Source organism: Pseudomonas sp. 43A, from assembly GCF_013363935.1.
GTDB lineage: Bacteria > Pseudomonadota > Gammaproteobacteria > Pseudomonadales > Pseudomonadaceae > Aquipseudomonas > Aquipseudomonas crudilactis.
Genome location: NZ_CP054880.1, coordinates 1,067,445 through 1,080,187, shown reverse-complemented (window position 1 = coordinate 1,080,187; position 12,743 = coordinate 1,067,445). Strand labels below are relative to the sequence as shown.

The following is a 12,743-nucleotide window of genomic DNA, read 5'->3' as shown; positions in this document are numbered from 1 at the left end:
ACCTGAGCAAGTGGACAGTTTTTTGCAAAGCAGGATCAACCCCGATCCTTCAACAAGAAGCCTTTAGCCATGCAGCCAGATTCCGCACCGTCCAGCGACCTGATCTACGGCCTCGACGACCGCCCCAAACCACTCGCCGCAACTCTCGCGGCGCTGCAACACGTGCTCGCCAGTTTCGTCGGCATCATCACCCCGCCGCTGGTGATCGGCTCGGCCCTCGGGCTGACCGCGCATTTGCCGTACCTGATCAGCATGGCCTTGATGGTTTCGGGTGTCGGCACTTTTATTCAGGCGCGGCGACCATTCGGCATTGGCGCGGGGATGATCTGTCTGCAAGGCACCAGTTTTGCTTTTCTTGGTGCGGTGCTGTCGGCGGGGTTTCTGGTCAAGCAACGTGGCGGCAGCCCGGAAGACATTCTGGCGATGATCTTCGGTGTGTGCTTTTTCGGCGCGCTGGTGCAGATCGTTCTCAGCCGTTTCATCGGTCAATTGCGTCGAGTCGTTACGCCGCTGGTGACAGGGATCGTTATCACTCTGATCGGCATCAGTCTGATCAAGGTCGGCATCACCGATCTGGGCGGTGGTTTCAATGCGCCTGACTTCGGTGCGCCGGGCAATCTGGCGCTGGGCGTGTTCGTGTTGCTGACGATCATTCTGCTCAACCGCTCGAACACGCCATGGGTGCGCTTGTCGGCAATCATTATCGGTTTGCTGCTCGGCAGTCTGGCCGCCTGGTTCAGTGGAAAACTGGTACCGCAGCCGTTGCCTGACTTGCCGCTGGTGAGTTTTCCTACACCGTTCAAGTTTGGCTTCAGCTTCGACTGGACGGCTTTCCTGCCGGTCGCGCTGATTTATCTGATCAGCACCATCGAAACCGTCGGCGACCTCACCGCCAACTGCATGCTCGCTCGCCAACCGATCAGCGGCGCTTCTTATATAAGCCGCCTGCGCGGTGGCGTACTCGGTGACGGCGTGAGCTGCATGATCGCCGCGACCTTCAGCGCTTTCCCCAACACCACCTTCGCGCAGAACAACGGCGTGATCCAGTTGACCGGCGTCGCCAGCCGCTACGTCGGTTTGTACATCGGCGCGATCCTGTTTTGTCTGGGTATGTTTCCAATGATCGGCGCGGTGCTGCAACAGATTCCGAAACCGGTGCTCGGCGGCGCGACCCTGGTGATGTTCGGCGCGGTGGCCGCTGCCGGCGTGCGCATCCTCGCGCAGTCGCCGCTGGATCGGCGCAGCATGTTGATCATCGCCACGTCATTCGGCGTCGGTCTGGGCATTGCCGCGCAACCGAACCTGCTGCACCTGCTGCCAAAACTGGTGCAGAACCTGTTTGACTCGGCGATCACCAGCGGTGGTCTGACCGCGATCATCCTTTGCCTGTTGCTGCCGGAGTCGAAACCAGAGGCCGCTGAAGCACCTGCTTCGCTGAACAAGATCGAACAGGCGTAACGGTTTTATTGCGCAAGGACTTGTCGGATGCCTGTGGGTGCGCTATCAACGCAACTGGTTGCACCCACAGACAAACCCGGAAGTGCCTATGACCTTTGAAGTCCCAGCCCATGGCGGCAAGCCCGCCAGCCGCATTCGTCAGAAAAACGAAGAGACCATCCTCAAAGCCGCCGAAGACGAGTTCGCCCGTCACGGTTACAAAGGCACCAGCATGAACACCATCGCCCAGAATGCCGGTTTGCCCAAGGCGAACCTGCATTACTACTTCACCAACAAACTCGGTTTGTACGTGGCGGTGCTGAGCAACATCATCGAGCTGTGGGACAGCACCTTCAACACACTCACGGCCGAGGACGATCCGGCCGAAGCGCTGACCCGCTACATCCGCGCCAAGATGGAGTTCTCCCGTCGTCAGCCGCAAGCCTCGCGAATCTTTGCGATGGAAGTGATCAGCGGCGGCGAATGCCTGACCGAATATTTCAATCAGGATTACCGCGCCTGGTTCACTGGCCGCGCGGCGGTGTTTCAGGCGTGGATTGATGCGGGCAAAATGGACCCGGTCGATCCGGTGCACCTGATCTTCCTGTTGTGGGGCAGCACCCAGCACTACGCTGACTTCGCCACGCAGATCTGTCGCGTCAGCGGGCGCAGCAAGCTGACCAAACAGGACATGGAAGACGCCGGCAACAACCTGATCCGCATCATTCTCAAAGGCTGCGGCCTCACTCCTCCTCTATAAGACGTTTATGCCTTTCACCCTCAGCGGTTTTTGCGAATACCGCGAAGAGATTCGCAAAAGCCGCTTTATCACCTTCGCCACGCCGATCGGCAGCCCTGCCGAGGCGCAGGCGTTTTTTGAACAGCGCAGCGATTTCAACGCCTCGCACAATTGCTGGGCGTGGAAACTCGGCGATCAATACCGCAGCAACGACGATGGCGAACCGGGCGGCACGGCCGGGCGACCGATTCTGGCGGCGATTGAAGCGCAGGATTGCGATCAGGTCGCAGTGCTGGTGATTCGTTGGTACGGCGGCATTCAACTCGGCACTGGCGGTTTGGCCCGGGCCTATGGCGGTGGTGCGAACAAGTGTTTGCAAACGGCAGCCAAAATCGAATTGATCAGCCGGGTGCCGTTAAGTTGCGCTTGCGGGTTTGCCGAGTTGGCGCTGGTGAAGTTGCGGGTCGCGGATCTGGGTGGGTTGGTTGTTGAAGAAAACTTCACGGCAAACGGGGTTGAGTTGAAGTTGGCGGCGGGTGAGGCGCAGATCGAGCTGTTGCAAAGCCAATTGGCGGATTTGAGTCGTGGGCGGATTTTGTTGCAGCGGTGAAGCAAGATTAAAAGATCGTCCGAAGGCTGCGATCTTTTGGGGCGGACCCGATTTTCCTTATTCCACGGACTTGCCCACATCTGCTGTGCACCCGACTGTGGATAACCTGAGTACATTCTGCTGTAACCCTTCTGTCACGTGGCTTTGCGCGGTTTGTTCACTTTTCGTTCAATTCCCCCGACGAAACGATTTTTTCTAACAGGAACAGTCAGTTAGCTCGGTTTATCACCATTAGAAGAAAGCACCGCAGTGCTTATGCCCGGGTTTTCAGCTTGCGCACAATAACTGTGGAGCAACCTGTGGATAACCCGTTCATGGCTGGCGCAGTCGCAGGTCCTGCCTAGTCCACAGGGGTTTGCTCGTTTTTTGATCAGTTGCCAGCGAGCAAAACTGGAGCCCGGTCAACGGCTTTGCTCTGAATTGGTGCCGTTAGCCCAGCTCATTTTGAAGGCAATGCTCTGCCTCAGGCACTCGCACATGCGGCCCGCTCGCGTTCCTGACTCAATGGCCAGGAAATTGCTTTATCCACAGGCACAACTCCAAGCAAGTCGAGCCTGTCATGTCCATTGCTCCTGCAACCCCGCGCCTGCAACTGCGCCAGATCAGCAAACGTTATCCCGGTTGTCTGGCCAACGATGCCATCGACCTGACCATCGCCCCCGGCGAAATCCACGCCCTGCTCGGTGAAAACGGTGCGGGCAAAAGTACCCTGATGAAGATTATCTACGGCGTCACCCAGGCTGATTCGGGCGAGATGTTCTGGCAAGGCCAGCGGGTCATCATCCGCAATCCGGCACAGGCGCGGCAGTTGGGCATCGGCATGGTGTTCCAGCATTTCTCCCTGTTCGAAACCCTCAGCGTGGCGCAGAACATTGCGCTGGCGATGGGTGCTGCGGCCGGCACACCGAAACAACTGGAACCGAAGATTCGCGAAGTGTCGCGCCGCTATGGCATGGCGCTGGAACCGGAGCGACTTGTCCACAGCCTGTCGATCGGCGAGCGGCAACGGGTGGAAATCATTCGCTGCCTGATGCAGGACATTCGTCTGCTGATCCTCGATGAGCCAACTTCAGTGCTGACCCCGCAGGAGGCAGATGAGTTGTTCGTCACCCTGCGCCGCCTCGCCGCCGAGGGCTGCAGCATTCTGTTTATCAGCCACAAACTCGGCGAAGTACGCGCGCTGTGTCACAGCGCGACGGTTCTGCGCGGCGGGCGCGTGGCCGGGCATTGCGTGCCGGCCGAATGTTCCGATCAGCAATTGGCGCAATTGATGGTTGGCGAAGCGGCGGCGTTGATTGGTGACTATCCGAAAGTCAGCGGCGGCGCGGCGTTTTTGCAGGTGAAGGGCTTGAGCTGGCACAACCCCGATCCGTTCGGCTGTTCGCTGACTGACATTGATGTGCAGGTACGCAGCGGTGAGATCGTCGGTATCGCCGGGGTTGCCGGTAATGGTCAGGATGAGTTGCTGGCCCTGCTCAGCGGCGAACAAACCCTGCCTGGGGCGGAAGCCGCGACCATTCGATTCGCTGAGCAACACGTCGCCGATCTGCGCCCGGATGCGCGTCGCAAACTCGGCCTGGCGTTCGTGCCGGCAGAGCGTCTCGGCCATGGTGCGGTGCCGGAATTGAGTCTGGCCGATAACGCTCTGCTCACCGCGTTCCAGCAAGGCTTGGTCAGCCACGGTTTGATCGAGCGCGGCAAAGTCGAAGCCCTCGCCCAGCAAATCATTCAGCGCTTCGGCGTGAAAACCCCGAACACGCAAACCGCTGCGCGCAGCCTGTCCGGCGGCAACCTGCAGAAATTCATCCTCGGCCGGGAAATCCTCCAGCAACCGAAACTGCTGATCGCTGCGCACCCGACCTGGGGCGTCGATGTCGGCGCCGCCGCGACCATCCACCGTGCACTGATCGCATTGCGCGATGCCGGCGCGGCGATTCTGGTGATTTCCGAAGACCTCGACGAACTGTTCCAGATCAGCGATCGCCTCGGCGCATTGTGCGGCGGATGCCTGTCGGCGCTGCACAACACCGGCGATACACAACTCAGCGACGTCGGCGGCTGGATGGCCGGCCAGTTCGACAACCCACCTTCTGCCGCCACGGTTTAACGGAGTTTTACTCATGCTGCTTTCCCTCGAACCCCGTGGCCAGCAATCGCGCCTGATGCTGTGGTGCTCGCCGTTATTGGCGGCGGCGCTGACGCTCGGTTGCGGCTCGCTGCTGTTTATCGCCCTCGGTCACGACCCGCTGCAAACCTTGCACACGCTGCTGATCGCACCGGTCAGCGACTTGTATGGCGTCTCTGAATTGTTGGTCAAGGCGCTGCCGATTCTGCTCTGCGCACTTGGGTTGGCGGTGGCGTATCAGGCGCGGATCTGGAACATCGGCGCTGAGGGGCAATTGCTTCTCGGCGCGCTGGCCGGCAGTGCGTTGGCGGTGAACATCATCGACATGCAAAGCCGTTGGGCGCTGGTGTTGATTCTGCTCACTGGCACCCTCGCCGGCGCCGCATGGGCCGGGCTGACAGCGTGGTTGCGCACACGCTTCAACGCCAACGAAATTCTCACCAGCATCATGCTCAATTACATCGCCCTGAACCTGCTGCTGTTCTGCGTGCACGGGCCGCTGAAGGATCCGGCCGGATTCAACTTTCCGGAGTCGGCGATGTTCGGTGACGCCAGCCGTTTGCCGCTGTTGATGGAGGATGGCCGCGTGCACGCCGGGGTGTATTTCGCCCTGCTCGCACTGGTCGCAGTGTGGGTGTTGTTGCAGAAAAGCTTTGTCGGTTTCCAGATCAAAGTGCTCGGGCTGGACAAGCGTGCGGCGGGGTTTGTCGGCTTTCGCGAGAAGCGTTTGATCTGGCTGGCGCTGTTGATCAGCGGCGGTTTGGCGGGGCTTGCGGGTGTCTGCGAAGTCACCGGACCGATTGGGCAATTGGTGCCGCAGGTGTCGCCGGGTTATGGCTACGCGGCAATTACCGTGGCGTTTCTCGGGCGCCTGAATCCGATCGGGATTTTGTTTTCGAGTCTGCTGATGGCGCTGCTGTACATCGGCGGCGAGAGTGCGCAAATGAGCCTGAATCTGCCGCAGGCGATCACCCAGTTGTTTCAGGGAATGATGCTGTTTTTCCTGCTCGCCTGTGACGTGCTGATTCTCTATCGGCCACGCCTGAATCTGCGCTGGGTGAAGCGCACCTCGACCACCGCCGTAACCGCCGGAGCGCTGTGATGGATATCGATCTGTTGAGCAATATTTTCTACGCCATGGTGCGTTGCGGCACGCCGTTGTTGCTGGTGGCGTTGGGAGAGCTGATCTGCGAGAAGAGCGGCGTGCTCAATCTTGGGCAGGAAGGGATGATGCTGTTTGGCGCGGTGATCGGTTTTATCGTCGCGCTGAACAGCGGCAACCTGTGGCTGGGCGTGTTGTTGGCGATGCTTGCCGGAATGTTGCTGTCGTCGCTGTTTGCGGTGGTGGCGCTGGTGTTCAACGCCAATCAGGTGGCGACCGGTTTGGCCCTGACGATTTTTGGTGTCGGGCTGTCGACCTTTGTCGGGGCGGCTTGGGTGGGTAAACCGCTGGCCGGTTTTGAGCCGTTGGCGATTCCTTGGCTGAGTGAAATTCCGCTGATCGGGCGGATGCTGTTTGCCCAGGATCTGCTGGTGTATCTGTCGTTCGCGCTGTTTGCGCTGGTGGCGTGGGTGATCATCAAAAGTCGTGTCGGGTTGATCATTCAGGCGGTTGGCGAGAATCCGGATGCGGCCAGTGCGATGGGGCTGCCGGTGTTGACCGTGCGTACCTTGGCGGTGCTGTTTGGCGGGGCGATGGCCGGGTTGGCCGGGGCGTATCTGTCGCTGGCGTACACGCCGATGTGGGCGGAAAACATGACCGCCGGGCGCGGCTGGATCGCGCTGGCGCTGGTGGTGTTTGCCAGTTGGCGGGTGTGGCGGTTGTTGCTTGGCGCATATCTGTTTGGCCTCGCCAGCATCCTGCATTTGGTGGCGCAAGGGTTGGGGCTGGCGATTCCGTCGAGTTTGCTGGCGATGCTGCCGTATGTGGCGACGATTGTGGTGTTGGTGTTGTTGTCCCGGGATGCGTTGCGGACGCGGTTGTATGCACCGGTTTCGCTGGGGCAGCCTTGGCAGTCAGGGCATTGATGCGGTGATTTCAATGGCCCTATCGCGAGCAGGCTCACTCCCACAGTTGACCTCATTCCCCTGTGGGAGCGAGCTTGCTCGCGAAGGCGTCCGCACAGGCAACACCTGAGCAATGCCCCACGCCAGTTCGAAGACCAGGAAAACAATCAGAATCGAACTCGCACCATGGGCAAGCGCATACGCTTGCCACCCCGCAAACAAAAATCTGGCCACCGCGTCATACCGCCCATAAAGCGCCTGCGGATCACGAATCCGCAGCACCGCCCAAACACACACCACCGATCCCAGCAGATTCGCCATCAATATATGCACAGGCTGAAACACCGGCAGCTCGCCGGGTAAATTCAGCGCGGTCAAAAAACCATGCAAAGCGGCAAAACTCCATGGCGTGACAAACGCCGCCGTGACGATCAAGTCATACCAGGCACTGCCGCGCACCACGTTGCGATACTGCGTTGAAGTCCACATCATCCATGCTCCAGAAATTCAGGGAGCCTCCACGGTAAAGCCTGGAGTATGCTCCAGGGTCAATAGCCCTTTTGAGAGCCAGCATGCGTATCGGTGAATTAGCCCAGGCCAGCGCCGTCAGCCGCGACACCCTGCGTTTCTACGAGCAGCGCGGGTTGATTTCGGCGCAGCGCAGTGCCAATGGTTACCGCGACTATCCACCGGAGATGGTGCAACTGGTGCTCTATATCAAAACGGCGCAGCGTCTGGGATTTACCCTCGGCGAGATCGGTGACAGTGTCGCGGCGTTGTGGAACGCGCCCGATCCGGACAACGCTGTGGCGCAGTTGCTGCGCGACAAACTGCAATTGATCGAAACCCGCATGCGCGAACTCGACGTTCTGCGGCAGGAGTTGCAACTTCGGCTCCGTCAGGCCTGTCCATTGAATCCATGATCCTCATTCATCAAGGAAGCCCATCATGTCTGCAAAAAACGCACTGATCATCGGCGCCTCCCGGGGCCTTGGCCTTGGTCTGGTGAAAACCCTGCTGGCCGACGGCTGGCAAGTCACGGCTACTGTGCGTAATCCTGCCAATGCCGACGCACTTCAAGCATTAGGCAAGGTGCGGATCGAGAAGCTTGATATGGACGACCAGCAAGCGGTGATCGCGTTGAGTCAGCAACTCAAGGGCGAAACCTTTGACCTGCTGTTCGTCAACGCCGGGGTCAAAGGCCCGGCAGATCAGTCCCCGGGCGGCGCGACACTGGCTGAGGTCGGTCAGTTGTTTTTCACCAACGCGGTGGCACCGATCAATCTGGCACAACGCTTTGTCGGGCAGATTCGTGATGGCAGCGGCGTGCTGGCGTTCATGAGCTCCGTGCTCGGCAGCGTGACCATGCCGGACTCGCCGGGACTGGCGCTGTACAAGGCCAGCAAGGCAGCGCTGAATTCGATGACCAACAGTTTTGTCACGCAATTGGGTGAGCAGAAGATGACGGTGTTGTCGCTGCATCCGGGTTGGGTGAAGACCGATATGGGCGGCGAAGCGGCTGACCTTGACGTGCAAACCAGCACCCGTGGGCTGGTCGATCAGGTGAATGCGTACACCGGCAAGGGTGGGCATCACTTCATCAATTACAAGGGCGAAACGATCCCCTGGTAAGCACCCAAATCCCCTGTAGGAGTGAGCCTGCTCGCGATAGCGGTGTGTCAGACACTGATCTTCCGACTGACACACCGCTATCGCGAGCAGGCTCACTCCTACAAGGGACCGTGGTGAGTGGTCGGGTTGGGCTTGCCCGATGCAGCGTTTTGTTTGAAACTGCGCACCTCGTCCCCCGCGGCGACCCTGGATCAGCAGACAGGGCATCACTGAGCTGGCAACCCTGAACCCCATTTTCAGAGGAGCCGGCAACATGCCCGCGACCCGTACCTGGTTAAAAAATCCCCTCGCCATTTTCACCTCCAACGAGCTCGATGCCCGTGGCGGTCTTGTTGTGCAAGACGGTGTCATCGTCGAAGTGCTGGCTGCCGGCCAACAACCGTCGGCGCCGTGCAATGAAGTCTTCGATGCCCGCGAGCATGTGATCCTGCCGGGCCTGATCAACACCCACCACCACTTCTATCAAACCCTCACCCGCGCCTGGGCGCCGGTGGTCAATCAGCCGTTGTTTCCGTGGCTGAAAACCCTTTATCCGGTGTGGGCGCGACTGACGCCTGAGAAACTCGCCCTCGCGACCAAAGTCGCTTTGGCTGAGTTGCTGCTGTCGGGTTGCACCACCGCGGCCGACCACCACTACCTGTTCCCGGACGGTCTGGAAAACGCCATCGACGTACAGGTCGAAAGCGTCCGTGAACTGGGCATGCGCGCCATGCTCACTCGCGGTTCGATGAGCCTCGGCGAAAAGGACGGCGGCCTGCCACCGCAGCAGACCGTGCAGGAAGGCCAGGTGATTCTCGACGACAGTCAGCGCCTGATTCACGAGTACCACGAGCGCGGCGATGGTGCGCAGATCCAGATCGCGCTGGCGCCGTGCTCGCCGTTTTCGGTGACCCCGGAAATCATGTCGGCCAGTGCTGATCTGGCAAACAAGCTCGACGTACGCCTGCACACGCATCTGGCCGAAACCCTCGATGAAGAAGATTTCTGCCTGCAGCGTTTCGGCCTGCGCACCGTCGATTATCTGGACAGCGTCGGCTGGCTCGGCCCGCGCACCTGGCTGGCCCACGGCATCCACTTCAACCCGGACGAAATCGCTCGTCTCGGTCAGGCGGGTACCGGTATTTGCCATTGCCCGAGTTCGAACATGCGCCTGGCTTCCGGCATTTGCCCGAGTATTGATCTGACTGACGCGGGCGCGCTGTTTGGTCTGGGCGTCGATGGTTCGGCGTCCAACGATGCCTCGAACATGATTCTCGAAGCGCGTCAGGCGCTGTACATCCAGCGCCTGCGTTACGGCGCCGAGAAGATCACCCCGGAACGCGTGCTGGGCTGGACGACCAAAGGTTCGGCGAGCTTGTTGGGCCGTACTGACATTGGTGAGATTGCCATGGGCAAGCAGGCGGATCTGGCGTTGTTCAAGCTCGATGAGCTGCGCTTCTCCGGCAGCCATGATCCGATTTCGGCGCTGCTGTTGTGCGGCGCGGATCGTGCGGATCGAGTGATGATCGGTGGCAAGTGGCGCGTGGTGGATGGCCAGGTTGAAGGGCTGGATCTGAAAGGCCTGATCGCCGATCACAGCCAGGCGGCGCGCCAGTTGATCGCCGGTACCTGATCCCTGTGGGAGCGAGCTTGCTCGCGAAGGCGTCGTGTCAGTCAGTACTTGAGTTGACTGATACACAGCTTTCGCGAGCAAGCTCGCTCCCACAGTTGTTTAGCGTCAGGTTCAGAGACCGAGCAGGGACAACATGATGAACGTCGCGAACAGCACGAAGTGCGTCATGCCTTCGATGGCATTGGTTTCGCCGTCATTCAAGTTGATCGCGCTGACGATCAGCGTAATGAAGATCATCACCGTCTGCACCGGCGTCATCGCCATTTGAAATGGCTGGCCGGTGTACAGCGCCATCGCCTCCATCACCGGCACCGTCAGAATCACCGTCGACAGTGACGCGCCCATCGCAATGTTCACCACCGACTGCATGCGGTTGGCCAACGCTGCGCGCAACGCCGTCAAAATCTCCGGCGCCGCGGAAATCGCCGCGACCAGAATCGCCGTGATCACCGGCGGTGCGCCCGTGCCTTCCAGGCCCAGATCGAGGGTCTTCGACATCACTTCGGCCAGGGCGCCGATCACCGCAATGCCAAATACCAGAATGCCGATCGACAGGCCGATGCTCGGTGCTTTCGCCTGCGCGTCCTGCGGTTCTTTCTTGCGGCGTTTGTCCGGGTAGCTGTAGCTGAAAAAGTAACTGTGCGGGCCGACTTGCATGCGCAGAAACAGCGCGTAAAGCACCACCATTGCACCGATGGTGAACGCCGAATAAATCTTCCAGTTGGCCTCGGGAATAAACTCCGGCACCACCATCGACACGCCCATGGCGGTGAGGATCATCACGCTGTAGCTGCGCGCTGAATCGTCGTTGTAGGACTGTTCGCCGTGCTTGATCCCGCCCATCAGCGCGGCGAGGCCGAGGATGCCGTTGATGTCGAGCATCACGGCGGAGTAGATCGTGTCGCGCACCAGCGTGGGCGACGCTTCGTTGCTCATCATGATCGCCAGAATCACCACTTCGACCAGCACGGCGGCGAGGGTGAGGATCATCGTGCCGTAAGGGTCGCCGACCTTTTCGGCGAGCAATTCGGCGTGATGGGCGACGCGCATTGAGGCGGCGACGATGAACGCGATCAGCACCAGGCCGGCAGTCAGCGCAACGATCTGGCCGCTTTGCAGCATCCAGTGTTCGAGCGGATAGGCGACGCACGCGGCGATGACGGCCAGGAGCAGAAAGCTTTCTTGCTTGAGGATTGTGAGCATGGCGGGCCTTTTTGCCGAAGAGAGCGAATGAGCTACTGACTGCGGGGCGGCGCTAACGTTTCGTTACACCTTAGCGCACCAAGCGATGGCAGCTGGTTTCAGGCATGCACTTTTATTGGCCCTGCCGGCCCCTTCGCGAGCAAGCTCGCTCCCACATTGAAATGCGACCCCCTGTGGGAGCGAGCTTGCTCGCGAAGGCCCCGCCTCGGTTCTGGAATGTTTGTTGTCCTGTTGGTCAGCAATTTGCATTGGCCCTGACCACACACAACAAAATGGAGCTCCAATTCATGCAAATACGTCCGCTGCACAAACTGCTGTGCGCCGCCCTCGGTCTGGGGATCAGCCTGAGCGCCAGCGCTGCCGATCCGCTGAAGGTCGGTTTCGTCTACATCGGTCCGATTGGCGACCACGGCTGGACGTATCAGCATGAGCAGGGGCGCAAGGCACTCGCGGAGAAATTCGGCAACCAGATCACCACCAACTACGTCGAGAACGTCGCCGAAGGTGCCGACGCCGAGCGGGTCATCCGCAACATGGCCAAGGACAACTACGACCTGATCTTCACCACCTCCTTCGGCTACATGAACCCGACCGTGAAAGTCGCCAAGCAATTTCCCAAAGTGACCTTCGAGCACGCCACCGGCTACAAACAGGACAAGAACCTTGGCACCTATCTGGCGCGCACGTACGAGGGGCGTTACGTCGGCGGTTTCCTCGCAGCGAAGATGACCAAGACCAAAAAGATCGGTTACGTCGCTTCGTTCCCGATCCCCGAGGTGATCCGCGACATCAACTCGATTCAACTGGCCTTGAACAAATACAACCCCGGCACCGAGATCAAAGTGGTGTGGGTCAACTCGTGGTTCGATCCGGGCAAGGAAGCCGATGCGGCCAACGCGCTGATCGATCAGGGCGTCGACGTGGTGTTCCAGCACACCGACAGCCCGGCGCCAATTCAAGCCGCCGAACGTCGTGGCGTGTACGCGGTGGGTTACGCCTCGGACATGGCGCACTTCGGCCCGAAAGCGGTGCTGACGTCGATCGTCAACGACTGGGCGCCGCACTACATTCAGGCGACGCAGAGCGTGATCGATCACAGCTGGAAACCTCAGGATTACTGGGGCGGGTTGAAGGAAGGCACGGTTGAACTGCCGATCAGCGACCTGGTGCCGGCGCCGGTGAAAGCCGAGGCAGAGCAGATCATTGCCGACATCAAGAGTGGCGCGCTGCAACCGTTCACCGGGCCGATCAAGGATCAGGCCGGCGTCGAGAAAATTCCGGCGGGCGTGAGTGCGACGAATGCAGAGCTGGCATCGATGAACTATTACGTGGAAGGCATGAAGGCTGAGATGCCGAAGTAATCCCAGCCCCACCACCA

General features: G+C 59.9%; 12 protein-coding genes. 10 read left to right on the top strand and 2 right to left on the bottom strand.

From position 1 onward, the window contains the following. Nucleotides 1–69 precede the first annotated feature (69 nt). The 6 genes from HUW52_RS04625 to HUW52_RS04600 all read left to right on the top strand — a co-directional run bounded on the left by HUW52_RS04625 (nucleotide 70) and on the right by HUW52_RS04600 (nucleotide 6,939). The gene (locus HUW52_RS04625) at nucleotides 70–1,458 is read left to right on the top strand and encodes a uracil-xanthine permease family protein (protein WP_175553085.1); all 1,389 of its coding nucleotides are present in this window, start codon (nucleotides 70–72) and stop codon (nucleotides 1,456–1,458) included. 88 nt (nucleotides 1,459–1,546) lie between these two features. Then, entirely contained in the window at nucleotides 1,547–2,197 is a 651-nt protein-coding gene (locus tag HUW52_RS04620) for a TetR/AcrR family transcriptional regulator (RefSeq protein WP_016987357.1), read from the top strand. A 7-nt stretch (nucleotides 2,198–2,204) separates the two neighbouring features. Further along, nucleotides 2,205–2,786, top strand: a complete 582-nt coding sequence (locus tag HUW52_RS04615; protein ID WP_175553084.1) for a YigZ family protein — start codon at nucleotides 2,205–2,207, stop codon at nucleotides 2,784–2,786. Nucleotides 2,787–3,345: 559 nt separating this feature from the next. Continuing rightward, nucleotides 3,346–4,893: an ABC transporter ATP-binding protein gene (locus HUW52_RS04610; protein ID WP_175553083.1), complete on the top strand. Its 1,548-nt coding sequence runs from the start codon at nucleotides 3,346–3,348 to the stop codon at nucleotides 4,891–4,893. A 13-nt stretch (nucleotides 4,894–4,906) separates the two neighbouring features. Then, a complete protein-coding gene (locus HUW52_RS04605) occupies nucleotides 4,907–6,013 on the top strand; it encodes an ABC transporter permease (RefSeq protein WP_016987360.1) in 1,107 nt (368 codons plus the stop codon). Next, the gene (locus HUW52_RS04600) at nucleotides 6,013–6,939 is read left to right on the top strand and encodes an ABC transporter permease (RefSeq protein WP_175553082.1); all 927 of its coding nucleotides are present in this window, start codon (nucleotides 6,013–6,015) and stop codon (nucleotides 6,937–6,939) included. The genes HUW52_RS04605 and HUW52_RS04600 overlap by 1 nt, the downstream gene beginning before the upstream one ends. Here HUW52_RS04600 and HUW52_RS04595 read toward each other — a convergent pair. Next, the gene (locus HUW52_RS04595; protein ID WP_175553081.1) at nucleotides 6,928–7,407 is read right to left on the bottom strand and encodes a hypothetical protein; all 480 of its coding nucleotides are present in this window, start codon (nucleotides 7,405–7,407) and stop codon (nucleotides 6,928–6,930) included. The genes HUW52_RS04600 and HUW52_RS04595 overlap by 12 nt on opposite strands. 83 nt (nucleotides 7,408–7,490) lie before the next feature. Between HUW52_RS04595 and HUW52_RS04590 the strand changes: the two genes are divergently transcribed. The 3 genes from HUW52_RS04590 (at nucleotide 7,491) to HUW52_RS04580 (ending at nucleotide 10,162) form a co-directional block, all read left to right on the top strand. Then, a complete protein-coding gene (locus tag HUW52_RS04590) occupies nucleotides 7,491–7,841 on the top strand; it encodes a MerR family transcriptional regulator (RefSeq protein ID WP_175553080.1) in 351 nt (116 codons plus the stop codon). A gap of 22 nt (nucleotides 7,842–7,863) precedes the next feature. Next, nucleotides 7,864–8,550 carry an SDR family oxidoreductase gene (locus HUW52_RS04585; protein ID WP_175555639.1) on the top strand — a complete coding sequence of 229 codons (687 nt, stop codon included), beginning with the start codon at nucleotides 7,864–7,866 and terminating at the stop codon, nucleotides 8,548–8,550. A gap of 253 nt (nucleotides 8,551–8,803) precedes the next feature. Further along, nucleotides 8,804–10,162, top strand: coding sequence for an 8-oxoguanine deaminase (locus HUW52_RS04580; protein WP_175553079.1), 1,359 nt, complete (start codon nucleotides 8,804–8,806; stop codon nucleotides 10,160–10,162). A 111-nt stretch (nucleotides 10,163–10,273) separates the two neighbouring features. Here the strand turns inward: HUW52_RS04580 and HUW52_RS04575 are convergent, their stop codons facing one another. Next, a complete protein-coding gene (locus HUW52_RS04575) occupies nucleotides 10,274–11,365 on the bottom strand; it encodes a calcium:proton antiporter (RefSeq protein WP_175553078.1) in 1,092 nt (363 codons plus the stop codon). Nucleotides 11,366–11,652: 287 nt separating this feature from the next. Here HUW52_RS04575 and HUW52_RS04570 point away from each other — a divergent pair, with 287 nt between their 5' ends. After that, nucleotides 11,653–12,726, top strand: coding sequence for a BMP family ABC transporter substrate-binding protein (locus HUW52_RS04570; RefSeq protein ID WP_175553077.1), 1,074 nt, complete (start codon nucleotides 11,653–11,655; stop codon nucleotides 12,724–12,726). Nucleotides 12,727–12,743: the final 17 nt, after the last annotated feature.